We start from the raw sequence: 26,194 nt of genomic DNA on the forward strand, positions 1-26,194 counted from the left end.
TAAGCCCATCATCACATGCATCGTTTTTGCGCTTCACTTTTTATCAGTGCGGTCAGAACTTCAGCCTGAGTCAGGCCATCTTCATGACACATTTGCATGAGCATGGCCTTATACTTTGGTTCAAGAAATACTTTTACTTCCTTGAACGAAGCTCTTTTACGGGCCACTGATAATCTTTGTTTCTCTGCATCAGAAAGCGGATTCCCCTTTCTGTATGCTCGTTTTGCGCCAGATGAGGAAGTCACTGCATTTTCTGTCTGCGACATCTCGCCTCCTCAATACTCAAACAGGGATCGTTTCGCAGAGGATACTACAGTTTTTTGAAATCAGCGACTTGAGAATTGTGATGAAGATCTGTGTTGGCGCACAAATCAACGGGGATTACTGTCATTTAGTGTGAATTTTGTTGCGAAATGGCTGAAAAACAGGAAATGCCTTAACCTGGATGCCGGCCCCGGGCGGGACCGGCTGTTTCTGGCATGTCGGGTGTCTGCCCCCTGAAATACCTCACACTTCCGGAAAGCGGGGACTTCCGTCCCCGCCCGGCAGCTTACTTCCGTGCTTCGTAGGCCAGAGTTACCTGCACCACTGTATTTCCCCTGTGAATATTCAGCTCACATAACCGTTCCCTGAATATCAGTGAAAAACACAACACCGTGGCGCACACGGCGAGCAACCCGATAAGGGCATATTTCGTCATAAACTTTGACCTCTCTGCAAGGAAGAGGCTACAATCAGTAGTGTCGAGATACTTCATGCAGACCTCACGAGTTAATGGATTAACGAGTGGGGTCTTCGCATTTCTGGAACCTGCGTCTTGCCTGAACCAGAAAGGCTCAGACACCCGCCGCGATAATACCACATTCCTGTCTGGTTACGACGACCTCCATGCCCCTGCTTTTTATTGCAGAAACGCCGGAAGCGGGGAAAACTTGCTTTTTCCCGTTTCCGGGGTTGGACAACTGAGCAACGCGAAGGCGTCAGTGTTACATTTGCACGGGGTTTTGCCCCGTATCAGTAGCTCCCATACCACCAGTCATCGTCGCTTTTTTTCAGAAGAATGGTAATACTCCGGACGTCATCCGGCAGTATTTCCCTGCAGAATCTGGCCGGAAGCGTAAACGTACCTGAAGACAACTTTACCCCTTCTTCATACGAGTCCGTCAGTTTCAGCCTGATTTTCCGGATTTCTGAATCAAGTTCCGCAATAATAAATTCCTGCTTCACCCGAACGGCAACCGTCACATAACACCCGGCAGAGCCTGAGTCTGTTCGTCTTATCGATAACCGGGTCTTGCTTGCATATCTGTACGGCGTTTTCTGTCTTGTCATGGAAATAAATGCCATTATTGATTTTCGACCTTTCTGTTTTTATAAATAAAATAAATATCATTTTATTTTATTCTGGCAGTCTTACCAGATGATTTTATTCCCCTGAATTTTCATTACCCCGCGACGGACCAGTTCATCCCGGATACCTCTGGTCAGGACATCACGCCATTCATCGCGCATCTGTGATTTTAAATAATTATTAAATGTCTCTTCTGTTACCGGCATATTACGAACCTCCCGCGCTGCCTGTTGAATTTTGTTTGCCCACCGGATAACGATATCCATGTCGGGTGCAGCCATCTTTACTGATGACGCCTTATCCGGGGAGACGCGACGGCAGCAAATCCCGCGCGCCTGCAGTGTCCGGACAATACCGTCATATCCCTTGTCAGCGGAAACAATATGGTATTCCTTCTCCGGCCCGTAGTGGCATACACACTGCCCCAGCTCCAGTACCAGATGAAAATCAACATTGTTCCTGGAGACTTCGCTGACATGCCGGAGTGTGACTTTTACTGCTTCAGGGAAAGCGTTTACTGGCAGTGCCACATTATTCTGTTTCGCGCCCGCGAATATAATTAACTCCGTATATATATTTAAGGAAATTTCTGTCAGGTTACTGCAGTTCTCGTAATCGATAAAGGCAATCACCTGTTGCTTCTCTGATTTTCCGGTCGGCATTTTCTTTTCCTGATTAACAGACTTCACAACCAGATAAAAGAGTCATAAATAACACTTAACACCGCCTGATATTAACAGCCGGGCAACGTGATGTTATTATTTTGCTCTCCTTACTGAATGCATTTGTCCCTGACCGGACAGCGTTGACCGTCGCATGGCGGTCTTTTTTTATTCACCTGACGCTCTCCGGTCACAAAAACATCCCCACGGGTATTAACCATGTAATTACTGTGTGTTATCTTTCTTTCCCGCAACCTCCCGGCATTAACCGGTGGTAGCTTCACAGGGTTGATGTACAGAGCATTCATTCAATGCCAGTGATACGTCATGAATGATTTTTGGCCTCCCTTGCTCAGGGGAGGTCTTTTTTTTGCCGTTTTTTCATTATCCCCGCCGCTGGCGCCGCTGGCAGCGTTCAGCTCTCTGTCGGGCAAACTGCTGCCAGTCTGTACGGGGCGCCACACGGGCAGCCTGGAGCCATGCTTCAGCGGCCTCCTTCCAGAATCCCCTGAGCTCCAGACTGACGGCCCGGTTTCCGGTGCGCTGGTAACGCCAGACCTGAGCGTCCCGTGAATGGCTTCTGAATCCGTTCATTTGTATCCGCCCTCCTCTTTGCCCTGTCAGTATTTCTGTGTTAAATAATTCAGTGGACTGGCTTCTTTTCGGGAAGGGAAGCTATTTCCTTTTAAGCCTTATTGTTGCCTCCCTTGCTTCTGAGGGAGGCCTTTTTATTACTCATCAAGCACAGCCCGAAGTTCAGCTTTTCTCCGGTTCTGACGGCGGATTTTTGCCAGACGCTCTGCCGCATACGCTTCCTCCTCCTGAGAAATATGCTCCGTCACATACCCTTCCGTGTCATACCGGCAGGCACCGGCTTTCATTGCACCAAGATAGCGTTCTGAACGGGTAATGGCCTTCAGCGCCCGGCGCAGTTTTTTATGCGAAAGCGGGATATTCCGCTGCGATATGTCTTTCAGTAACACGTCCCGGATACCGCAGGCCAGAAGCCGGGGGGTGTCACCGTCAAATAATCCCGGCCACCAGGGCTTCAGGGTAGTCACGGCCTCATCCAGTGTGGGCAGTGTCAGATAAATGGACAGCGCCTGTCTGGCCTGCGTTTTTTTTGCCGCCAGCTCTGCTTCCCGGGCCGCTTTCTCGGCCAGCTTCTGCTTTTTCACCCTCCACTTTGGTGGCGTGGTGACATTGATGATGGTTTTCCTGCTGCGGACAGGTGTTGTTCCCTCTGTTTTCCGCTTCAGTGTCAGTACCGGTCGTTTCTGCTCTGTCATTTGCGAATACCTGTCGTTATATCCTGCCGCTGGCGTTGCTTCAGCCTTTTTATGCCATATTTCATCACGGTATGTTAAGCATGCACCTGCAGTCCGTTAACCATTCCGGCAATAATCAGCAGATGCAGGGCATAACCTTCTGCAAACCACCGGCTTATCTGCAGGCGCTTTGATGATGCAGGTACATACTCATGCACAAGACACAATACCAGCAGCGTCATGCCCATACCTGCCAGCATGAGGACTGCCCCGTTTGCACCGTTCAGCCATACAACAGAACACAGCCACAGTAAAAATAACCGCCCCAGGTACTGCTCCGGCACCTGCCAGACGGATACGGCTGCCAGCAGCATCACCAGTCCCTGCCAGCCATAACTGGCAGTACTGAATGGCAGATAAAGTGCCAGCATGGTTCCGGTTATGGCACCTTTTATGGCATCAGGTCGTTGCCAGAAACAGACCGCCTGCATCACCACGGCAAAGCAGAACAGGATGTTCAGCTCCCACCACTGATTTCCTGTACCACAAAATGCCAGCCAGAACACGGGTTGCGCCAGCACAGCCATCAGCCACAAACGATTTACGGCAGCCTGTCGTATCTGCCGCCCCGCCATGTTACAGCCCGCCATCAGTGCGAAAAGCGGGAAGGCGCACCGCCCGGTCAGGTTAAGCCAGGGGCTCCCCACATGAAATGCTGTGGCAATGTGGTCACCTGCCATCGCCAGAAATGCCACGATTTTGATAATGTCACGCTGTAATGGCGACAGAGATAACAAAGGCAAAGCACCGGGACTCCGTACATCCCCCTTACAGGAACATTCCTGGTTTTCCATCAGAGCGTCTTCTCCCTGTCAATCACCAGTTCTTTCTCCATCTGCCGCAACTGCTCCTGTGCGTTTATACGTTTCAGTGCGGCCACTTCATGCTGAAGTAATTGTGCGTTTTCTTTCTCTTCACGGGCTGCCGCCTGTCCGGCTGCCCTGATTTCCTGTTCTGCCACCGCATTTTCTGCATCCTGCATAGCCTCATTCTCTGCCGGTAGTATGTTCTGCACCTCATCCTGCTGCAGGGTTTCCCAGGCTGCTTTTTCTGCTTCCTGGCGTGCCCGCTCTTCCGGCGTCTGCAGGCTGAGCAGTTCTGCGTCGCCATTCTGTGCTGCCTGTGTCGATTTCATGGCTTCAGGTGTCGTTTCTCCCTGTCCCTGCGTTAACTTCTGAAGCAGCCAGCCGGGAAGTGGCGCGGTATCCTGTTGCAGCACAACACCACTCTCAGGGTGCTGGCGGGCCAGCGCCAGTGCAGATGCCGGGTCTGATGCCGTCAGCGTTACGCCATTATGGCTCTGCTGCAGAACCACAACGCCGGCATCATCTCGCCCCAGCCATCTTCCCTGCTCATCCAGTCCCTGCATTCGCCCTTCTTCATCCATACGGATTTCCTGCAACCAGATACCCTGTTGTCTGCCGTTCCGGTCGTAAGCCGGCCAGGCCACATGCGGTGCAGGGTATTTGCGGCTGCCACTGATAAAACGGGCTTCACTGTGGTCCGGTAACCCGGTTTCCCGCAGCAACGCCCGCCCCAGCGCATTCTGATTAAGTGTCCGGGCGCTGTCCCACAGATTCTGTGCCGTTGTGGCATGAACATCCTGTTGAACGTCCAGCACATCATGCGCTGTCTTCCGGCTTTCACTGGCCGCCACGGATGCCAGCCATTTTCCGGTATCATCGGTATACACCTGCACATGCTGCTTCATCCTCGAGAGCGCCACATACGCATCACTGAGGGAAGCAAGCCGCTGGCGTGCGTCAGTTGCCCCGGCCAGGGCTATCACAAAGGCTTCGCTGGCCCCCTGTGCCCGGTGTGCCGTACCGGCATAGCCGTAATCCAGATGCATATCCGACATCTCACGTCCCGGCTGAATCAACCGGGTATTTTCACCGTGCTTCAGCGTGATATCACCGTTACCGGCTATCCGGGTAACTTCCCACAGTGTCTGGGTATCCCGTCCCTGCTCCCGGTCCTGGTGGGTGAAGCGCACCAGGTCACCTTCCGACAACCGGATTTCACGACGGGAAAATACCGCAATATCCCGCAGACTACTTTCAAAAGCGGAGAGCTGATGGTCCCGGCCTTCTGCATCACGCAGCATCACCACACCGTTTGCTGCATCAGGGTTGTGAATGGTGTAATACTGCTGATTTATCAGCGCCACACCGCCATTATGCTGTGCCAGTCCTGCAACGGATTTCAGGGCTTCCGTCTGCGTTTTCTCCCTGACCAGCACCGTTACCGGAAGTTCCTGCTCTCCGGTTTTTCCTGCCTCATGCAGACGGTCATGAATACCGGCATTTATGACCATTGCATCCGCGTTTGTCTGGGTGACAATCAGCGTCTGACGCCGGGCCTCTGCAGTACGTCCTGTGTAATCATCCACGATGGCAGATATCACCCTGTCTCCCTGCGTTTCTCTCTGTTCGCGGGTCTGGCGAATTTCAGTCACCGATGATGCCGGCACATATGCGCCATTATCCCGGGGCACCTGTTCCGGTGAAACGCGGCGTATCGTGCCCAGCGCCTCGCCGGTACGTCCTTCCAGCAGTGCATACACCGCTGGTCGCAGTTCCGGTGACTGACGCACAATGTCTTTCATCACCGCCACATCGATGGCGCTGCGCTGCTGCATCAGGGTAAAGGGCGCACCGCTGGCCACCGGCTGTAACTGCAGACTGTCACCGGACAGAACCGCACGACCACCTGCGGCCGCAATGCGGGCCAGTGTGTCAGCCATATCCCGGTTGCCCACCATGGAGCTTTCATCGATAAGAAACAGCGTTTTTGAGAAGTTAAGCTGTTCACCGCTCTGCTGACGTCGCTCTGTGTCCATCAGAAAAGAAGCGATGGTCTGCGCTTTCACCCCCACGCCCTGCATTTCACTGACGGCCCGGTGCGTGGGTGCCAGCCCCACCACAACAGGCCTGTCAGTTTCAGGCAGTGTTTCCAGCGCAGCCAGGACACTGCGAAACTGTGTGGTTTTCCCCACACCGGCATAGCCCTGAATGGCCACAAAACGGTCCGTGCTTTCAAGAATCAGCCGGCTGGCTGCCTGCTGGCCTGACGTCAGCCCCGACAGGAGAGACGGGGCCACAGTTTCCATCAGTGGACGCTGCGTGTTCTTTCCTTCTGCCATTGTGCGCAGAATGGCTTTTTCCTGCAGCCAGGTTTCAGCCGGCACATAACGACTGGCACTTCCGTCACCCGGTACAGACAGGATTTCCCCACGCTGAACCAGCTCTGCAAATGTGTGGTGAATACCGTATGGTGTCACTGACGGATGCGCCTTCAGTGCCTCCAGTACCACATCCTGACGGGAAAAGACCACACTGCTGCCCTGTGCCAGCGTTATGGCCTGACGTACTGCTTTTTCAGTCACCGGCATCACACTGTCCCGGGCCTGCTGCATGGCCGTATCCAGTGGCTTACCCTCCGGACTGACCTGCTCCCGGGCCTGCCGGTACAGTGGAGAACGGGCAAGACGCGCATGTGCGTCTTCTTCTGACAGTGACGTATAAATCTGCACCCGGTCGCCACTGGTGGCCAGCGTGTTAAGCGTCTGTGCCTGCGTGTCACGGGCGGAGACAGCAGCCAGAACAACGCCCTGTTCACTCACCGTTTTTCCGGGCGTGGTCACGTATCCCTGACTGATTTTCAGTCCGTCAGCAACCGGAAGACGATGCCGACGCTCCCCCTGCCGGACCGTCAGCGTCCGGTCTGTGATGCGTTCAACCGTGACACTGTCACCTGCACGCAGTTTTCCGTGACTGCCGAGCAGCATCAGCTTTTCACCTTCAGCCACCGGAAGCGTCCCGGGCTGATACAACCGCCAGCTGCTGTCCATGTCCCGGACCTTTATCAGCTGACTTCTGCCTTTCTCATCCGTCAGCGTCAGTGTGCGACTGCGGGCCGTCACCCGGTCAATAGTGTAACGCTCAGACGTCCGGCGTTCTGCATCATACCGCTCCAGTATCTGTCCTTCCCGGTAGCTGTCCGTCAGTCTGCGGTTTTTACTGTCGAGGAACACCGGCGTCAGCGTGGATATCGTTACATCCCTGTCGCCCAGCGCTCCGGTCGCTTTCAGTGACTGACGGATGGCCTCCGTCAGCGCCCGCTGCTCACGACCGGGAGCCTGCGCCACCACACTCTCGCCCTGTGCATGCAGAACGGCATAATCCAGGGCCAGCTGTTCATAACGCTGCCGGCGGTCGCCGTGACTTATCACCGACACCCTGACGCCCCTGTCCGTTCCCCCCTGAAGCCGCGCCACACCGGCATCTTCCAGCGTGGCCAGCGCATTTCCGGTGCCCTTACGACCACCACCATCCATCAGCACCACCTGCACATTGTTACGCAACGCCTGGTCAAGCAGCGTGACAGTCTCCTTAACAGACAGTTTTTCCGCGCCGGCAATCACCAGCGTACTGTCATGCTTCAGCCCCTCCCCGGTCAGTAAATCCTTCCCGCTCACTTTTCCGTTCAGTCCCTGCTGCTCTGCCAGAAAAGCGGTCATCTTCCTGTCCGGTGCCATCACCTGCACCTGCCGCCCCTGACCTTCTGCCATCGCCACAACAGCCTGTATCTGCTCCCGCTGTGTCGCCATTCCCCGCCCGGTGCTGATAATGGCCACCGCAGACAGGGTGTCAGCCAGAACCGCAGCCGCGCCCTGCAGGGGCATTTCAGGCCGCATGGTCACCATTACCCGGTTTTCGCGCATCGCCTGCTGCGCCAGCTGCTGCACGCTCAGCTCATCGAGCAGATGAATGGAGGAGGTGAAAAGCCCTTTTTCCTTATCAAGTGGCACCAGTTCGCCGCTGCTGATGGCCTGCTCAATCCCGGCGCGAGCCAGGGCAATACTGCCCGGTTCAGCCTCCACCAGTGCCAGCGTCCTGCTCAGGACATCGGAGTAGGTAAACTGCGCCCTGCGGTCACTCAGCAGGGAGATGGCCTGTGACACAGCATCCCGCATCACTGACGGTACGGTCACGCCTTCACGCTGGCCAGAAGTGGATGAAGACGATGTCTCCCGCTGAGAATACCCTCCGGCTTCTCCTGACAAAACAGCCTGTTCCGGTTCAGAAACAGAACGTGCAGACTGCTGCAGGGCTTCCCGTTCTGCTGCTTTCTCCCGCAATGCCTGATAACTGAATCCTGTCCGGTCAATACGCTCATGCCACTCTGTCAGCAGCTCTTCTCTGTCCGGCTCTTTCTGTTTGGCACGACGGGTATCCAGCGCAGCCACACTGCGGGATTTAGCCGATGCATCATCCCCGACCGCTTCCCGGATTTGCTGACTGCGGGTTGAGAAAATATCGACCGGAACACCTTTAATCTCCCACAGACCATTTTTCCCGGTATCCACCGTCTCATAGCCCATCGCCTCAACCTGACGGCGCAATAAATTCAGTTGTATCTGCCCCAGAGCTAACTGGTTCGCATAAACAGCTTCAATAAATCCGTCTTTCCTGACCGTACCGCTTGCCAGCGTTCGCCAGCCACTTTCCGTTGGTGTCATATTCAGGAACAATGCATGGGTATGAAGTTGCGGATCCAGATTCCGTGAAGTGTCATGATTAAATGTGGCAATAACCGCTTTCTGTGTCAGTTGTGTCTCTGTCTCTCCCTCTTTCATCACCCGGCTGGAAACCAGCGATTCAACTTCTTTTAGCGTTTCACTTACTGCCCTGTTCCAGGCCTCCAGTAAACGATTCTCACCATACAGCGCAATCAGTACAGACACACTTTTGGGGGCAGAAAATGTCAGATCATAACCGCTGCGATGCACATTAATGCCGCCTTCCATTCTCTCCAGACTGACGCCATTGGGCAGACGTCCGGCAATCAGCTCATCCAGCCGGAAAGCATCCACCGGCCCTTCCAGTTGCAGCAATTTTGCCCCTTCCCCTAACCACCGGGACTGCATGCTGCCCAGAAAATAGTAGTTATCCTGCGATGTGTAATAGCCTGCGCCACCACCGGCAATGGGTGCAATACTCAGCATTACCAGTTCACCTCGCGGTCATCATCCTGTTCACGCGCTTCATTCGTCTGGTGACTCACCAGATTGCATTCATCCTGTCGCATTGCTTCCTGTGCCTGGCCTGAATCTCTGCAGAGTTCGTCATACCGCTCATCGTCCGGATACAGGATTTCCCCGGTTTCTTTGTCCACAATTTCAGTCAGCTCCGCCACAGGTGCCTTTTCTTCCACAGGGTTGCTCTCACCCGTCCCGCCTGTCATCGCAGCCGCTGTCCCCTGAGTCACCGCTGCAGCCAGTACCGGATTGTTAAGTGATTCTGCCTGTCCGGCCTGAGACGCCGTTTTGTTCTGTTCATCATCTTTTCTGACATCGCCCTGTGCAATCCTGTCCAGTAACGCAGCAATATCGCCGTCCTCATCCTCACGACGGGTAATTTCAGATTCAATCTCCGGGTCGAGGCTGTCATTAATGTCACGCAACAGCAGCTCTTCTGCGCAGTCCTTTATCTTTTCATAAGACATACGCATCCGGACGGCCGGATACTCACCGGGAAACGTGACATAGCAGTGGAGGTTGGGCAGTTTCTGGATATCGGTGTAGTTCACCAGATAGCGGTCTTCTTCCACCTTGCTGAAGGAGACACCGTCACGCACGGTATCCGCACCGTAGCTGTACTGCTCACTGAAAACCTTATCCCGCCGCTGGCCAATCTCACGCTGTACCCATTCCGCTTCCGTACTGGAAGGTGAACGGAAGAAATAACGGGTGTTCACCAGTCCCAGCATGGCATCGGCAAACTCTTTACCGTAGGTGTAGTCCATCTGTGCTTTGGCCTGAAACCCCAGCACAAAACAGCCTCCGAATTTACGGGCTTCAGCCAGTACGCCCGGCAGTTCCGGCAGTTTGTTCAGCGACGGAAGTTCGTCGTAGATAAACCAGATCCGACGATGCTGGTTCTCTCCCATCCCCAGCAGACAGTTAGCTGCCTGGGCCAGCCACATGGAAATTAACGGCTTCAGCGACTCATGCTGACGGGCATTACTGGTGACCCATAACCAGCCGTGTCGGGTGATCTGCGGATCGTTGACCGTACTCATCCATTCACGAATGGTGAACGGACGACGTCCGGTGCGTTCAATGCCCTGCAGATAGCGTAATGCCTTGACATAGTTGGTCAGCACACTGCGGATGGAGATGGCGGTCTTTTCCACCTTCTCTTCCACCAGGTTACTGGCCTCCGTTCCGGCCAGGTAGTCACGCAGGGCCTTCAGGTCGATCGCCAGTAACGTGCGCAGCAGGGCATTGTAGGAGTGAATACCATTCTTTTTCTGGCGATACGCCACGGCAGAAAAAATGGTGCGGGCAGAACTCTGCCAGAACGGATCTTCTTTTGTCCCCATCGGGATCAGCGTACTGGCTGCGCTGTCAAAATCGGGAATGGACTCAAATTCACGGAACATATCCCAGTATGCACAGCGGCGATCCAGTGCATTAAGCAGGACGTCATCCTGTTCACTGAAATGCTTTTTAATGAGCGAGCAGCCTTTATCGTAAATAATGGCCATATCGCCACGTGCCCGGATTTGCTTCAGCAGTTTATTGAGCGTGTTGGATTTACCGGCCCCCGGCGTGCCGTACATCATCAGATACTGCACTTCACTATTCAGCAGCAGAGGTAACTTATCGATACAGATGGATGAGGCTTCACCACGACGCCGCATTTCACGCGCCACCGCTTTCACATCATCTGTCAGTTCACGTCCACCAATACGTTCATCCTGAGCCTGTTTTTCCCCCAGACGTCGCAGAAAACGGAAAATCAGAAAGGCCAGCACGCCGACCGCCACAGAGGCCCAGAACAAAGCCAGATACAGCTCCTGGAGGAACATATTGCCGGCCCAGACCATATAATCGTCTTTCAGGATCTGCTCCGACGTTGCGTGCAACACCTGCCCGTTCCAGGGAATGTCATAGACAGGCGGAACCCGGTACAGCGCCTTTTCACCCCGGGCAGTAAGTGACAACCACCAGTACAGTCCGCCATTACGGATAGTTTCCCAGGGCAGACGCAACCAGAAAAATAGCGGCAAAAAAATAACGAAAAACCAGATTAACCAGAATGAAACGCGTTTGTTTACCTGCATGAACATATTCAGCATATAGCTGAATACCTGCCCACCCTGCGTGATATGTTTGGTTGAGCTCATATAAGTACCCGGTTATTAAAGAACATCAGAAAAATAAAAATCAGATATGGCGAATAATACTGGCGGCGACGTCATTCACCTGTTTAACAGAACGGGGCCGGTGCAACGGAATACCGGCCTGAATGACAACCAGATTAAATAACGCATCCCGGCGCTGACGTTCCGGGCGCAGATGAGAGCGATCATCCAGTTCGATAATGGCCCTGACGGTAAAATCCCGCTGATCCACAACCACATAATCACAGTGCCATTGCGAAATCTGCCGGAATAACCTTCTGTTCTCTGCCTCAGAGAACCCGGGGCAAACCTGAACCACATCAACCAGACGAACCTGCGCCATCACCAGCAAAGGGTATCCCGCCAGCGCGCGGCAGAGTTCACGAAAAAATTCACGTTCGCGCGCAGTCATAAAATGCTTTGACTGATAACAACGATGTTTTTTTAAAAGCCGGTCAATGTATTTCTGATTTCCTGTATATTTCTTCGTTCTTCCGGGAAGGGTCAGGATAAGCAGTATTACTGCCAGAAAAACAACATACTCCATTTATTATCAGTCTCCATTCATATTCCACGTATATCCCTCTCCCCGGAAAATATGCCCTCCGGCACGATAGCCGCAGTTCATCATGTGCAATGCTCTTTCAATTAATCCAATGACAAACTGAATATCTTTTCCGCTTTTATACTGAATTTGCAGACACAGGCGCTGATGTGTTTCCGGGCCGCCAGATTCTTTTGGTCGAAAAAAATATCCGCCTTCCGGGTTGATTCTTCCTGAAAGTATTTCGCCGGATTTTTCATCCAGGCAGGCAGAATGCAATGCCCAGGTCACATTATCCTCCTGAATCCCGTCAATACGGCTTATTCCCGGCATCCAGACCAGCTGTTGCCCATGCTGACGAATGATATCCCCGATCTGCTGACAAAGCTGTAACAATGGTAACGTATCCGGAGCCACAACAACGAGAGTAAGGAGATGGTACTCTTTTCGCGTTGAAAGACACGCAGAATAGTCATAACACTCAACAGCGTGATTTTCTTTATTTCTCCGAAAAAAGAACCAGGCAATTATCATTACCAGAATAAAAAAACATAAAACGGTCATTATACCAATATTATCATTAATAAAATCGACAAGGTTATATGCGGGTTTATTGATATATTGTATGTGCGTGGTTGGTATTGGTGTTTCATGAATATATTCTGGCGGCGCAACAAGTTTATCTTCTACAGGAGTAGCCATAGAAACTCCATTATGTGAACAGGTCAGACACTGCGAAAAGAGAAATTATTTTTTCGCTGTTGAATAAGATTTTGTGAAATGTCAGTAAAGGCATTCCCGCTGGCGGATTCAGCGGGAATCAGAAAAATTACAGAATATTAGCAATAGATTTTGCTAACTGATCTTCAAGAACCGGTTTGGCTTCTTCAAATTTCAGGTTAACTTTGTTGGCACTGGACACAATACGCGTCTGATATTTATGCTGGTTACCTGTTTCACTGCTGGTCTGCACTTTATAACCCGACGTTCCCTGCTTCAGCGCAGCCACATTGTCAGTCGTCACCTGCGCGGAAGTGCGCTCTGCGATCTGCACATCAGTTACCATGGTGTAGTTGATATCTTCCACCATCGCATCAGCCGCCATTCCCACAAGGCCGGCAGCCAGTCCTACCCCCAGCGTGGCACCGGCAGAATTGGAGTTATAGGCTGTAATGCCTGCCCCTAACGCCGCAGCCTGAACAGCCCCCTCGTACCCCCGACTCAGAAAGCCCTGTGCTTCCCGCAAATCCATTTTATCGGCTTTCAGTACGTTCGCCTGAATCCAGTAATGCGCGTCGGCAGGATTATTCACGATACGATAGCCTTTCGCCTGCACCTGGCTGTTAATTTTTCCCTGAAGGCCACTCATGTCCTTATCGGAAGTATTTTTGATTTGCAGATAAACGGTACGATCCGTGGAAGGTTCAAGCCAGATGGTTTCACTCATCTGGGTTTTGACTTCCAGATTACGCTTTTTAATTGCAGTGCTCATCGCACCACAGCCAGAAAGGAGAAACGCCCCCAGAACAACCGCAGCGATAAAGTTATTTTTACGATTTAATAACATAGATTTATCCTTAAACGAAAAACAATTGCGGATAACACCTCTGGGTTATCGCATTAATCGTACCTGTATTTTTACCAACGGTCATCCCAGCAATGATTATCGTGACTGTGATGATAATCATCTAAGTGATATTGATCATCATAAAAATGGGATGTTGTACCAAAAACATCTCCGTTAATATCAATCGTATCATTCATCATTGGTAGCCCTGATGCAGGATTGAAATTCATTATCCCGAATTCATTATTCTCCAATAACGAAGATGTGGCCGAATCATTTTCAAATGGCAAGGATATAACTGAACCAGATTCAAATGACATATGATCATCATAAAGTCCAGAGACTCTTCCCACAACATTACCATTCGTATTAAATGAATTATTTGCCATAGAGAAACCAGTTATCGGATTAACTCCATTATCACTGGGGCGCGACGTATTTCCTTTTGAATACCGTTTCCCCCACAGATAAAAAGAGACAATTCGAACAAAATTACCAGGATATAGTTTTCGCACTTTATAAGAAAAAATGCATGTAAATATCGCACCAGATAAGGCGAACGCAGCCCCTGAGAAAAGGACAAATTGCAGTTCAACCCCAACAGCAACAGCGATAACGACCAGAGCGACTCTGCAGGCATATAATACACATCGATTTTTAAGCTGTTCTGATTTTAAAATAATATCCGTTTCAGGTTCTATTTTCCTAAAAACATGTTGAATGGAGGATGTTTCTCCCAGTTCACCAATTGTAATAATTGCAGAGAAAAAGTGCGCAACCAGAAGACATACTAACCACCCCATAGCGTTTTCACCGTAAACCAGGGCTGCACAGATCATCATAAAAAATGATACAGAAATACAACATGCTGTTATCTGCACACCAAATTTACAACCAGGCCACATACGTAGCCTGTCATCTTTCCAGTTAAACGTTTTTAATTTTTCAGTTAATTGTCCTGGCATAACTCTCTCTTCTTTTATTTATCCTTCCACTTTGCAGCATCCCTCAGACGTTGCATATTCTCTTCATCTTTATCTGAATTCCAGGCACCTGATGGCGACAACGGCAAAGGCTTCTGCTTTTCTTTCTCCTGCGCCAGAGCCTCACCGAAAGCCTTTTCGCTCTCCTTATGCTGCCCCGCGAGCGTGTTCCGTTGTGTCTTCAGTTCCTGCTGAGATGATGCCATTTCCTGCTCATTTTTCAGCACCTGTGATTCCACAGTCTGACGGGTATCACGCACCTGTTTCTGGATCTGCTCTGCACGCTGAACCGATGCGCCGGAAGCCCGTTGCTGCATATCAGCAAAATTCTCTGCATACGCTCGCTTCAGGTCACTCTGCATATCCACGGCTGGCCCGACGCTGCCCATACCTTCTGAAGCCCGCAACCGGTTTTCCCTGAATTCCTGCTCCAGCTGGGGTTTCAGTTTCTCATCCACAAATGCCTGCGCCAGTTGTTCCCGCTCCGCCCGCAGTGACGGATTTCCGGCATCGGTCAGCACGGTCGTGGCACGTCCCGGAGCAGACTGATGCACATAGTTAACAAACTCCTGGCTGTAGTTGCTGTTAATGCTCGCACTGTTGTTTTCCGCATAACTGGCCATCTGAGCATATTCATGACTGCGGTTAAGTGCATCATTATACTGCTTAATCTGGCTCTGCAAATCGCTCAGGTTGCTGGCCAGTTGCTCAGACAGGGACGAAGAGGCATTGTCAGTATGGCTGCTGTTATCCGTCGTGCGATGGTTATTAATGACATCCATGGCATCACGCACATCTTTTGTTTCCTGTGCGGTCAGGCTACGGTCATGCCCTGTTTTTGAGCTGATATCTGAATTAATTCCATGAGACGACCTGTCGGAGCCTTTATAACTGAAATCAGCCTGGGCTTTGGCACTGAGAAAACCAAACAGTTTATCTTTACCAACGCTTCCTGATACACCTGCAGTAAAGTTGCCACTTTGAGACTTATCCAGCACCTCCGTAACCGCTTCAGACGTACTGATACCGGCACGTTTTGCCAGTGAATCAGCCACGCTGTTCAGTTTGTTGATGGCCTGTGTCAGTGTGGTGGCCCGGCTGCTGTCAGCCCCGCTTACCACCGTATCGCTGTTACCCCGCTGCTGCGCCCACTGCGTCAGCTGGCTGCCAACCAGCTGGCTGCCATGACTGATACTGTTACTGAGACTCTGCACCTGGCTTTCCGCTTCACGCTGTTGTGCCTGATAACTGCTGCTGAGCATGCGACCAAACTGGATATCCGTCGCCAGACTGGAAATCGCCGATTTACCATCATGCAGAATGCCACCACCCGCTGTTTTTGTTGTTGTCGCACCACTGGCATGCTGGGTCAGCATCTGACCGTCACGCACGGACTGGTTGGTGTCCCATTTAAAACCAGAGACATTCTCCATCTGCATGTTGTTAAACGCCCACGTACCGTCTGCAGCCTGAGAGGCAGCAGACGAGGCTGTGCTGTTAATGGATGAGCCCAGATAGTTCCCTGCCTGCGAAACCACGCGCCACAAACCGAAAACCAGACCGGCAGCAATAAACGGAATCGAATTTGACAACCAGGCCGCCATCAGCCCGATATCACTGTGAGTCTGCTGGATGGTGTTCAGGTTCGACAAAGAGAAGTTCATTCCCTTCGTTTCGCCTTTCAGGTAAAACGCCATCGCGTAGTTCAGAATGGCATACAGTGGTGGCCAGCTCTGCAGATAAACAAGGGAGAACACATAGCCTTTCAGTACCGGTAGTGTCAGACCATGAATGGTGGCCAGCAGAATGATTATCGGGAACATTCCGACCAGCATGGCCATCAGGACAGTATGCATCACCGGCACAAATGTGGCCGCCAGCCCGCCAGATGCTGCCCAGCTGAGGCGCATTTTGCTGTTCGATGACTGGTCCGCCATATTCACCAGACTGGCGACGTTGCCGCTGGCTGCCGTATGGGTGGTGATGCCCTGTTTTATGGCATTCATCACCACATTCTGGCGCAGGATTTCACTGGCATCCCGTCCGCCCTGATAGTAGAAGCCATAGCTGTCTGCCATCATCAGACCGAACAGCGTATCGGCGCTGGCACGGGGGCCAATGAAGCGGTTAACATAATAATCCCAGGTCTTTCCCCCCTTTCTTGTGTCCTCTTTCAGCTCACGCTTCAGCACATTGTTGGCCAGCGCCTCGCAGGTCTGGAACCCTGCCTGTGCCAGTTTGTTGTTGCGCGGCACAATCACGCCACGCAGCGGACTGGGTTTGCGGAAGATGATTTCATAAGGGTCAGATGACTGCATCAGTTCAGCCATGCTGTATTTGTGCGACAGCATAATGTCGCCGATTACACACTGCTGCACATACTCCTTCAGCAACGTCGCCAGGTCACTGTTCTGCGCCACCACATCCGTGGTGTTGGCCATCAGGGTGGCACCAAACAACATACCGGTTTTGCTGTATGCCACGGAATCCGGCGTATGGAACACGGAGTCATAAATTTTTGTCAGGGAGCCACCAATACCGGTGATAAACCGGAACGGCACCGACAACCCGGTCGGCACATTATCCACCCGCAGCACCAGTGTGGGATTCGTCATATCGATGATATGCACGGTACGTTTCGGAATAACCAGCACACTGGTTATCAGAATGAACACCGCAATAAACTTCAGCACCTCCTTCGGGTCATGCCCCCGGATATAAACGAAGAAAAGTGCCATCGCGGAGAAGAATCCCACTATATGAAACAGGGAGTCCCATGTGGATGTGCCGATAAGCGTGGCCACGCCATTAAATGCCGCCCGGAAGAACTCACCGCCACTCATGACATAAACGGTATCCACCATGCTCATCAGTTACCTCCTGTCGTCAGCTGTGCAGAGGATACAGATGTATAGTTCAGGTTCTGCTCATAACGACTCATCAGTTGCGTGGATACTTGCTGACGCAGATAGCCCATACGCTGCTCCAGCTCCATCAGCGTGTTAGCCTTCACATCCACCTGAGCCTGCAGTCCTTCCAGCTGACGGGAGGCTTCAGAGAAGTTTTCCCGTAACATCTTCATCTGTTCTTCCGGGAAGTTTTTACTGCCGGCCTGCACCCGGGCCTGACTCAGCAGTTCGTTCAGGTACTGCAGCAGGATGTCATAAGAAATGTAATCGGAAAGTGACGGGTAGAAAGTGGAGATGTTCAGCATTTGCGGGTCCACCAGGTAACGCAGAATGGGCACACTGGTACTTTCAATAAAGCCTTTTTCCTGACTGGTCAGCGGGTCATCACTGACCAGCTTGTCAGAGATATTCTTTATCATGTTCTGCACACGCTGGTTCAGACTGTTGTTCTGGCTGACCGTCACTGTGCGATTATTTGTTTTGGTGCATTTTTTAGTATCCGTGCAACCAAAAATAGTGGCCTGTCCTCCGTACATCAGTGCACGAATGAGTCCCTGATGATTAGCCTGCGGGCCAATAAATTTAATTTCACCTTTATCATCAAAAATCAGCGTTCCGGTGATGTTCATCACCAGCTCCATCAGCTCGGTATTGCCCTTCATCATGTCGTTCTTCTGCAGGATATCCCACATCAGATTACGGTCTTTCATCACCTGGTCTTTCATGTTTTCCGGTGCCTTATCCAGCACCTTATTCATCTGGCCACCTACCGTGCATCCCTGCCTCGAGGCGGCCCAGTCGGAGAACATATTGGTTTCACCGGCAATGTCCTGACAGATTTTCTGTGACTGTACGGTGTTCTTCGGCCACAGGCCGCCGATGATGCCCTGCGCGGCCTGACAGGAGGAGACATTCATGTTGTTGAGGTCGCTGGCCAGCTTCTGCATAAAATCCTTAACCTGTTTCATCCCCGGTACGGCAGTCTGCAGAGCCAGGTCAAAAAAGTACCCCACAGCGTTCCCCATCAGCTGCTTCACAAAACGCTCAATCTGTTCGCTGTTGATAAAGGAAAAGGAGCCCAGATAAGCATCAATACCACCACAACCGGCGGTAATATGCGGTGGAGTGAAGGAGGCTATCTGCAGGGTATTCACCTGATTGCGTAAGAACAGATTGCCGCCGGTGGCATAGCCTGCCGCCTGCCCCTGCCAGACAGCTGCGCGGGTGGCATTGCCCTCGAAGCCCAGCTTGTTGAAGAATTTGTTCAGGTCATTATTGACGTCAGCCTGCGCAGGCAACGCCAGCACAGCAGCAACCAGGCATGACAACGTTACCCGCCGGAGCAGGAAAGAAGATTTTCTGTTCATAATCGCAAGGACTTAAAATCGAAATGATGGGGGAAGGAGAAAAAACAGAGCAAATATCGGCACTCAATGGCTGACATTGTGCTTCTTACTCTCTCTGGACAAACGGTATTTCAGCAAACGTATTTTTATAGCCCCTGTAGAAAAAACAGCAGCAACTGCAAGTACATATGTCGCCCAAAAACCTGCACCGATAGCCCATAACGTCCAGGGGATGGCATACATCAACACATTCCACATCTGGCGATGAAACTGAGCAGCAGGCTCTTTTATCCAGTCATCGATCCACACGTCAAATATCAGGTGCATACTGTAGTACAGTAAACCACCCGCAACCAGAGTAACTAAACCATAATCTATATACACATCTGTCTTTTTATACCGTTTATTCATATCACTGGTAATTTGTTTGATTTTCTGTTGAATTGCTTGTTCCTTAGTCATTTAACTCCACCTTATCTTTCACTTATTAAAAATATCAACAAACACATCACTCCTGCCCCCATAATCAAAAGAATGGATATTTTTCATCTCTGTGCTTTCTCATTTCTGATAAATATTATCTACAACTACCCAAATCAGTAATATCCACTCATAAAAAACCATCCAGTTGCTGTCAGAGGAACCTGTATCCAGAACTGAGGAAACACGTAAAGAAATTTATCATCCAGTTTCTCGTCCTGAATATCTCTCTGTATCAGACCGGCCAGATAACAGGAAAGGTACTGGATAACAAACAGCGCTCCTGTCAGCGCCGGCAGTGGCCACTTCCACGCCTGTACCAGTAACATACCCGCACACTGCAGAACGACTGAAACAACCACACAACACCATAATACATATCTGCTGATTTTATTATGCGGTGAGATATTGCTGAAAAAAAGCAACCCCCATACAGATAAATGCGCATAAAAAAAGAAAAGCCATCATAAAGAAATATCTGAATGGCAGTGCTGTAATACGCCCCCATAAAAACACAAAAGCCAGATAATCCCTGCATATAATGTAAATGCCACCAACAAGGCTGACTGCTAACACCATATGCGCCATACAATATTGTAGTTTTCTGAAACTCATGCATCACTCCATTCAAAATACAGCTTCACCGGTAACGGAAGGCAATATTTAATTCAGACAGCGAGATATATTTTTATGCTCCTGCGGAATATTTATTTTTGTTTTTTCATTATTTCATGTTTTCCCTTCGCCGAAACAGCAAATCCCAGCGCCTCATCAATACGCTGCCTGAGAGTCTGCTCATCCACAATGCCACACAGCAACGGTAGGGTAATGGTAAGGAATTAATCAAAACTGCCACGCTGCGGTATTACCGGCTGACGTGCTGTTTTGCCCTCAATTTTCTGAAGATACGACAAATCCCTTCATACGTAATATCCAGTAACTGTCCCGCGACACCTGTCACAATAGCACCGCAACCAAGTGCATAGAAAGTCCAGGGAATAAGGTACATCACCAGATTGATGAGAGGTTTCAGTGTTGCATATTCCCCGATAATAACAGGGTCAGTAGCCATGCCAGCAATCCCTGTATCGCCGGTATGCTGCCCATATATTGCCGCAAACATTCCCTGCCATAACCAGTTACTTATCCAGCCAGCGATCAGAAACATGGCTCCACATATTATCAACACGATACATAGCTTTTCCGTGAACATCCGGATCTGCATATCCTTCTTTTTTTCACTCATGGCTCTCATTTTTCATCTCCTGTTTTACTCTTTACTCCCGTTCCGGCAGCATTCGCAAATCCCAGCCCTTCATCAATACGCTGCCTGAGCGTCTGCTCATCCACAATGCCATACAGCAATGGCAGTGTTTTCAGGGTATTCACTTCCACCAGGAACGCTGCCGGGGTCACCGGTCGTATATTGCTCCACATATCACGAATCACAGCTTCTGTTGCCGGAATGGCATCCGGGAAAGACGCATCTCCCATGCCGTCCAGGGTGTACGGGAAAACATCCAGCCCCATCTGTGCGGTCACGCGCTTCAGTAACGGGTCAAACTGCTGGCAGTAACCACAGCGTGACTGCATGAACAACACCAGTTTGTAGTTCTTCAGATTGACTACCCGGCCGTCCGGCAGACGGTAATCCCGGCGTTCAGGGGCTGCAGGAGCCACAGGTGATGAAGAAGTGACTGCCGTCTGCACCTGGCTGGCCTTACCCGGCGTTGTCTTGTGCGCTTCAAGCTGGCGCAGCTCTTCCAGCGTGGACGCCTGTGCACCGGCAGCAATCAGCAACACGCCCGTCAGGGCCTGCTTCCACATATCACTGCTCTCCTGCCGGTGCTGCGTGCCATTTCTTCCAGGCATGAACAGCAGCCAGCCCCAGACCGGATAATCCCATCGTCGCCCCGATAACAAATATCGCCAGTGCATCACGAGCCAGCGTCATCTGGTACAGGGCGTATGCCAGTTCATCACTGACAGCCTCTGCAGGCAGGGACAGAAGACCGGCCAGATAAAACCAGATAACGGAGGCAACCATCAGCGCCATTCCCGGGTACATCAGCAGATTTTCAGTAAAACGTTCGCGTGTCATACATCTCTCCGTTTCGTTCACGACCGTGGCGCAAAATCTGTCGCCACACTTAAAAATCGTTTCATCAGGTCATCCTGCGTCATAAAGCCATAAGCCAGCGGCTGGTAACGCTCTGCCCCCGGTTCAACCAGGAAAAGTGCCGGCAGATGCGTCACGCCCAGCCGCTGAGCCTGCCCGCTGTCAGGACGCGTCTGCGGCAGTGCCTCGCTCCGGGCACCGTCCATACTGACCGGAATCAGTGCAACGTTGTATTCATCAGAGAAACGCTGCACCACCTTTGCAAGCTCACCATCCAGCGCATCATTCCCCCGGTAAAAAAAGAACAGCCCGTACTGACTGGCCAGCTGACGAATGGCAGCCACCTGACGGTTCTGGTCAGCCTGTAACTGCAGCGGGACCGTGCTGTTGTAGTGGCTGTACTGCAGGTTGTAATCCAGCTCCGGATGCATCAGCAGGGATTTGGTGGCCACGGCACTGAAGCGACTGGCCTGACTGGTCCAGAAGTTCTGCATCTTCATGTAGGCCGTAAAATTCTCCACCGTCGGGTAGAGAATGGCGGTATTCAGCCGCTCCTCCGTCATTCGCTGAAGGACCTTCATCTGTGCTGTCGGAGGAAGAGATGTCAGGGGAACAGTGGCCGGTGGCGGCGTTTCCTCCTCATCCTGTTTCTGAGGTTCGTTGTACCAGTGCCAGCCCACTATTGGTTCGTCCACATAGGTACGGACCGGTTCACGTTGCGCACCTGTCTGACCGGATATCAGCAGACTTATTGTCGCAACCAGATACAGCATCGCCGACTTCATGTTATTGCCCCTTTCCTGCGGACTGCTGCAGCGCCGAAGCAACCTGCTCTTTCACACGTTCAGCCAGTTCACTGTCTGACGGAATGGTGGTGCCGGCATTCAGGTCACTGTAGAAGTTGCTGAAATCCATCCGGTCAAACCGCAGCGACTGCAGCTCTTCCACCGTGATGCCCCGGCAGTCAGGATGCTTTCCGCTGCCAAAACCGATACCCAGCTGCCCTTTGCGCCCCTGAGCCTGAACAATCTGTGCCAGCTTCGAATCAAACTGACAGTAGGCTTTCTTCTTCTGCAGGCACACACCCAGCGCCTTCTTCGAGCAGTATGTGCCGACATAAACGGTGAGCAGTTTTTCTTTGGCTTTCCCCAGCGCCTTTTCTTCACTGTCACAGTGTGCCAGCCCAATGCCCTGCCCCCAGCCGGAGTCCTTGCAGCAGTTGTTAAATCCGGCGATGGCCATCCGGCACTCCACTGGTTTGCCGGTGAACGCCCGGACATTCACATCATTCATGGCAGCCACATCCTGTGCCGCAGCCGTGACCGCTGCCAGCGCCGATACCGCCTTACCAAAACCATCAGATGTTCCGTTCTCAATGGCGTCACATTCACCATTTGCGCAAACCAGCTGACCACTGCATAACTGCGCTTCCCCGGTCACCTTTTTCTCGCAGGAGAAAGTCACTTCTTCCTGCAGGCAGGCGCTGCCACTCTTCTCCTGGCAGTTCACGCGCGATACCGTACAGGCCGGATTTTTCATATACACATCACAACTGCCGTTATCTGCCTCCTGTTTCAGATACGTGTCTTTCCAGGCCCAGCAGTCGCTGTAAACGGTATAGGTTTTCCCGTCGATATTAATCGTTCTGTTCCCTCCGGCTTCCGTACACTGACTTCCCTGCAGGACTTCTTCAGCCTTATTAAACGGGCAGGTTTCCACCCACTCCACAGAAGGCTTATGTTCGGTAACCTCAACATCCAGAGTCAGTGTTATTGTCACCTGCACAGAGGCCATGTTTTTTAAAAATTCAAAGGACTTTGATGCCTTCACCACAGGGAATGACTGCCCGGCTGAGACCTGCATATCCGTATCAAACGCCTGATGAATCCTGCCCCATCCATTTCGCACAGGATATGTGCAGTGTGAATTCTGCCCTCCCGTACAAATAGTATCCCTGCGGGGATACATCACAACGTCGACAGGAAAATCCCGCCCCATAAGACTGATGGTCTCTCTGACAGAAGCCTTACACTTTTCTGAAATGCTTTCCCGGTTACAGTTGCTGTTCCAGGGAATAATCAGACGTTCACCATCAATGGCAACGAGCAGCAGTCGCCCCTTTTCCGGGATACTCAGTGCACCGTTCCATTTCCAGTTTGTAGTGCTGTAATCAAGCGTGACAACCTTCTGGTAAGTTTTTCGCACTGTTTTCCGGACAACATTATCCTTTATGCTGGCCTTACGGGTGCAGGTCAGTTCCGCCGCCGGCGTTCGCTCACAGACATGCGACGTGATTTCCGTTTTACTGACATTCACAGTTTCACACTTGTCGTACGTACCATTCGTGACGATATCGGCTTTATCCTGGACATCAAAACCGCCACTGATAAATGGCGCATCCATAGAAATGGGGTCTTTGGGGCGATTCATGATGACTTCTGACGTCAGTTTTCCCACTTCCGAATTATTCAGGGCGCTGGCACCTGCGCTCTCGAGGCTGGCTGAGTTTGATGATGTCACTCCGCCGTAATGCGCCGATTCCGGCGGATTTTCGGTATAGCCGGGAATCACCTCTCCCGGCTTAAAGTTATTCAGAACACCTGAGCCATTTCCCTTCAGGTTGTCCGCAAACTGCTTCCCTGAACTGTATTTATCGCTGGCCTGCAATCCCGTTCCGAAGGTGGTCAGTGCTGCCAGCATCATCACGATAACGCGTTTCATCGTTCACTCTCCCTGAGAATCGCCTCAGCCACCGGAGCACATTCCCCTTCCTTCGCCACCCGCTCCAGCGCCGCTTTCAGGCGGATATTGCCGCGAATCAGGTCATACCGTTCACCACAGGTCACCACCAGTGCCGGCACGGATGTGATGCCGTATTTTGCAAACTGCATCGGGTCTATCTGAACACCGCCTGTATTTTTCTCCCGGGTAATACGGAATACGGCCTCTGCTGTTTTCCGGAAGTCATTGTCGATAAGCCCATTAACCAGTGCGGGGATACCCAGCGCCCGTGCTTCCGGCAGCATGCGAATCAGACCGTCTTCCGGTATGGAAAACGATAAAAAATACAGCGCACGCGGCGTTTTTTTACTGCGGGCGGATGCCTGCTGTGATTTTCGGGTCAGACTCTGTATCCACGCATCATTATGTTTTCCGGGCACTGGCTGCTGCAGAAACTCCGGTACAGTGGCCTGCCGGCGCAACATATCGCTCTGGTCACGCAGGGATTCAATAAAAGCCGCACTGTCCTGCGAAGCACAGACAATGCCGGGTGACAGCATGCAGGTCATGGCTATGCTGCACACAGAGACAATCTTCCACACAGTAATACTCCTGATTAGAATTCACGGAAAAACAGTCAAAAGCAGAGGATGAGGTATACTGGCAATAGCAGATATCACTGTTTGTTCTTTTTTAAGCAATCATCTGATAATGTTTTTTTCCTGAAGGCTGCCGGGGAGATATTCCTCAGTTCGTTAAATTCAGGCCACTTCACTTCTCCTTTTTTATTATTCCCCACAACAGAAGAAATGAGTTCAACCACCAGATTCGTTTTTCCTGAACAGGGTTGTCCGAAGACTACTGTATTTCCCACAGAAGAAAATAAACTCTTCGACATACCATTCTTCATCACACCAACAGCGGCTATATTAAAATTGTGCAACAACGATTCAGGAGTGAACTTCTTCGGCACCGAAAGAAATATTCCTGTAGTGCAGTTACTGAGAACAGCATGAGTAAAATTATCTAATCTGGTTTTATTTAACACAGAGCGAGCAGTGACAACATTAATATTACGAACATTCATTTTTATCTCCGTTGTTTCTGTTTGTTCTGTCATCAGAAAAATAAATATGGCATTCCCTGATTTTTCAGGCAGGGAAGCGTCTTCCGTAAGAAATTCCTTCAGGCGTTCGCCTGTGGCTGTCACCCTGACACTCTCCATTTTTCCTGACCATTCGGATATTCCCTGGTGATCGCAGCCAGCGAGACATACATCACGCCCATAATGCAACGACCAGTTGCATCAGTGAACGGTCAGTTGAAATGTACTGGCAATAGCGGACACTACTATTTGTTCTGCTTAATGCAATTCCAGAGCATCAGTGCATAGTGGAATGCCTTGAGGAAAAGGCAAAATATTCTATTAAACATAAAATATTTTACCACATTGCTAATAATAGCAATTACAAATCAGAACACGTTATTGAAGATGCAGCAGAATCAATCTGGGGTAATATCCTCATGTTGTTGGTTTCTGTTTCTATACTGATAATATCTCTCTGCAGAAAAGAAATAGCAGAAAAATATAATCACAATCGCCGGGGAAGTGGACATCATATCAAGTGAAAATGACGTATTAATCAGTTCTTCTGCATTATCGTACAAAACATATGCAGAATAATAACTAAAAAGTGTCGGAGCCAGGAGTCGGGTATGCAGCCAGATAATCATCTTCCAGCATATTCGCTCCCCTGGCCAGCCTCTGTATAGCCCCAGAGATGCAAGAGAAATGATTACACATGTTATGTAAGGCATCATCACAAACTGCACCCCCGTAAAATCCCCCATAATCTCCCCCTGCCCAAAAACACGAAACCGGGCAGGAGACTGGACCATAAAGAGATCGTATGCCCAGCAGGCTAATCCGATCACAAATCCCCAGGCTGTCAGCATATCCAGCCATTTCAGTATCGTTTTTACTGTCATTT

Annotated in this window: 23 protein-coding genes and 3 pseudogenes; all 26 read right to left on the bottom strand. The window is 51.0% G+C overall.

All coding sequences use genetic code 11. From position 1 onward, the window contains the following. Positions 1 to 11: 11 nt before the first annotated feature. Complete coding sequence (locus tag ESM_RS0117590) at positions 12 to 266, bottom strand: replication regulatory protein RepA (protein WP_000083830.1); 255 nt, start codon at positions 264 to 266, stop codon at positions 12 to 14. A gap of 284 nt (positions 267 to 550) precedes the next feature. Beyond that, positions 551 to 757, bottom strand: a complete 207-nt coding sequence (locus ESM_RS1000000127110; protein WP_001558272.1) for a Hok/Gef family protein — start codon at positions 755 to 757, stop codon at positions 551 to 553. Positions 758 to 1,413: 656 nt separating this feature from the next. Then, positions 1,414 to 2,013 carry a PIN domain-containing protein gene (locus tag ESM_RS0117605; protein ID WP_001141975.1) on the bottom strand — a complete coding sequence of 200 codons (600 nt, stop codon included), beginning with the start codon at positions 2,011 to 2,013 and terminating at the stop codon, positions 1,414 to 1,416. A gap of 384 nt (positions 2,014 to 2,397) precedes the next feature. Beyond that, positions 2,398 to 2,607: an ANR family transcriptional regulator gene (locus tag ESM_RS1000000127120; protein ID WP_071985600.1), complete on the bottom strand. Its 210-nt coding sequence runs from the start codon at positions 2,605 to 2,607 to the stop codon at positions 2,398 to 2,400. A gap of 137 nt (positions 2,608 to 2,744) precedes the next feature. Then, on the bottom strand, positions 2,745 to 3,302 hold the full coding sequence (locus ESM_RS0117615) for a fertility inhibition protein FinO (RefSeq protein ID WP_000139379.1): 558 nt from the start codon (positions 3,300 to 3,302) through the stop codon (positions 2,745 to 2,747). Between the two features lie 74 nt (positions 3,303 to 3,376). Continuing rightward, complete coding sequence (gene traX / locus ESM_RS0117620) at positions 3,377 to 4,135, bottom strand: type-F conjugative transfer system pilin acetylase TraX (RefSeq protein WP_000431204.1); 759 nt, start codon at positions 4,133 to 4,135, stop codon at positions 3,377 to 3,379. Continuing rightward, on the bottom strand, positions 4,135 to 9,351 hold the full coding sequence (gene traI / locus ESM_RS0117625) for a conjugative transfer relaxase/helicase TraI (RefSeq protein ID WP_000948642.1): 5,217 nt from the start codon (positions 9,349 to 9,351) through the stop codon (positions 4,135 to 4,137). Before traI ends, traX begins: the two co-directional genes overlap by 1 nt. Beyond that, complete coding sequence (gene traD, locus ESM_RS0117630) at positions 9,351 to 11,537, bottom strand: type IV conjugative transfer system coupling protein TraD (RefSeq protein WP_000099426.1); 2,187 nt, start codon at positions 11,535 to 11,537, stop codon at positions 9,351 to 9,353. Before traD ends, traI begins: the two co-directional genes overlap by 1 nt. A 40-nt stretch (positions 11,538 to 11,577) precedes the next feature. Continuing rightward, on the bottom strand, positions 11,578 to 11,946 hold the full coding sequence (locus ESM_RS0117635) for a DUF2726 domain-containing protein (RefSeq protein ID WP_237708211.1): 369 nt from the start codon (positions 11,944 to 11,946) through the stop codon (positions 11,578 to 11,580). 141 nt (positions 11,947 to 12,087) lie between these two features. After that, entirely contained in the window at positions 12,088 to 12,780 is a 693-nt protein-coding gene (locus ESM_RS0117640) for a hypothetical protein (RefSeq protein ID WP_000235175.1), read from the bottom strand. 127 nt (positions 12,781 to 12,907) lie between these two features. Then, the gene (traT, locus tag ESM_RS0117645) at positions 12,908 to 13,645 is read right to left on the bottom strand and encodes a conjugal transfer complement resistance protein TraT (RefSeq protein ID WP_000926075.1); all 738 of its coding nucleotides are present in this window, start codon (positions 13,643 to 13,645) and stop codon (positions 12,908 to 12,910) included. Positions 13,646 to 13,716: 71 nt separating this feature from the next. Next, positions 13,717 to 14,610 (bottom strand): hypothetical protein, encoded by an 894-nt coding sequence (locus tag ESM_RS01000000125245; protein WP_001119421.1) that lies wholly within the window; start codon positions 14,608 to 14,610, stop codon positions 13,717 to 13,719. Between the two features lie 14 nt (positions 14,611 to 14,624). Continuing rightward, complete coding sequence (traG, locus tag ESM_RS0117655; protein ID WP_000063116.1) at positions 14,625 to 17,498, bottom strand: conjugal transfer mating-pair stabilization protein TraG; 2,874 nt, start codon at positions 17,496 to 17,498, stop codon at positions 14,625 to 14,627. Then, the gene (gene traH, locus ESM_RS0117660; protein ID WP_024257697.1) at positions 17,498 to 18,904 is read right to left on the bottom strand and encodes a conjugal transfer pilus assembly protein TraH; all 1,407 of its coding nucleotides are present in this window, start codon (positions 18,902 to 18,904) and stop codon (positions 17,498 to 17,500) included. The genes traG and traH overlap by 1 nt, the downstream gene beginning before the upstream one ends. Positions 18,905 to 18,967: 63 nt before the next feature. Then, a complete protein-coding gene (locus ESM_RS0117665) occupies positions 18,968 to 19,345 on the bottom strand; it encodes a hypothetical protein (protein ID WP_000159734.1) in 378 nt (125 codons plus the stop codon). A gap of 411 nt (positions 19,346 to 19,756) precedes the next feature. After that, positions 19,757 to 19,978 (bottom strand): hypothetical protein, encoded by a 222-nt coding sequence (locus ESM_RS0117675; RefSeq protein ID WP_000010053.1) that lies wholly within the window; start codon positions 19,976 to 19,978, stop codon positions 19,757 to 19,759. 92 nt (positions 19,979 to 20,070) lie between these two features. Further along, a pseudogene (locus ESM_RS1000000129535) lies at positions 20,071 to 20,190 on the bottom strand (type-F conjugative transfer system pilin assembly thiol-disulfide isomerase TrbB); the annotation flags it as partial. A 38-nt stretch (positions 20,191 to 20,228) separates the two neighbouring features. Next, entirely contained in the window at positions 20,229 to 20,618 is a 390-nt protein-coding gene (locus ESM_RS0117680) for a hypothetical protein (protein ID WP_001202475.1), read from the bottom strand. Continuing rightward, entirely contained in the window at positions 20,615 to 21,190 is a 576-nt protein-coding gene (trbB, locus tag ESM_RS0117685) for a type-F conjugative transfer system pilin assembly thiol-disulfide isomerase TrbB (protein WP_000265824.1), read from the bottom strand. The genes ESM_RS0117680 and trbB overlap by 4 nt, the downstream gene beginning before the upstream one ends. 1 nt (position 21,191) lies before the next feature. Continuing rightward, complete coding sequence (locus ESM_RS0117690; RefSeq protein WP_000196433.1) at positions 21,192 to 21,464, bottom strand: hypothetical protein; 273 nt, start codon at positions 21,462 to 21,464, stop codon at positions 21,192 to 21,194. Between the two features lie 17 nt (positions 21,465 to 21,481). Next, the gene (gene traF / locus ESM_RS0117695) at positions 21,482 to 22,267 is read right to left on the bottom strand and encodes a type-F conjugative transfer system pilin assembly protein TraF (RefSeq protein ID WP_000833559.1); all 786 of its coding nucleotides are present in this window, start codon (positions 22,265 to 22,267) and stop codon (positions 21,482 to 21,484) included. 1 nt (position 22,268) lies between these two features. Further along, a complete protein-coding gene (gene traN, locus ESM_RS0117700) occupies positions 22,269 to 24,203 on the bottom strand; it encodes a type-F conjugative transfer system mating-pair stabilization protein TraN (protein WP_000832271.1) in 1,935 nt (644 codons plus the stop codon). Continuing rightward, positions 24,200 to 24,805, bottom strand: coding sequence for a type-F conjugative transfer system pilin assembly protein TrbC (gene trbC / locus ESM_RS0117705; RefSeq protein WP_000265505.1), 606 nt, complete (start codon positions 24,803 to 24,805; stop codon positions 24,200 to 24,202). Before trbC ends, traN begins: the two co-directional genes overlap by 4 nt. 173 nt (positions 24,806 to 24,978) lie before the next feature. Then, positions 24,979 to 25,290: pseudogene (locus ESM_RS01000000125250) on the bottom strand (conjugal transfer protein TrbD); the annotation flags it as partial. Beyond that, positions 25,277 to 25,525 (bottom strand): annotated as a pseudogene (locus tag ESM_RS1000000127910) (conjugal transfer protein TraP); the annotation flags it as partial. The pseudogenes ESM_RS1000000127910 and ESM_RS01000000125250, both read right to left, overlap by 14 nt. Before the next feature lie 181 nt (positions 25,526 to 25,706). Further along, positions 25,707 to 26,192 (bottom strand): hypothetical protein, encoded by a 486-nt coding sequence (locus ESM_RS0117715; protein WP_000216829.1) that lies wholly within the window; start codon positions 26,190 to 26,192, stop codon positions 25,707 to 25,709. Positions 26,193 to 26,194 lie beyond the last annotated feature (2 nt).

Origin of the sequence: Escherichia sp. TW09308, from assembly GCF_000208565.1 — a bacterium.
Lineage (GTDB): Bacteria > Pseudomonadota > Gammaproteobacteria > Enterobacterales > Enterobacteriaceae > Escherichia > Escherichia marmotae.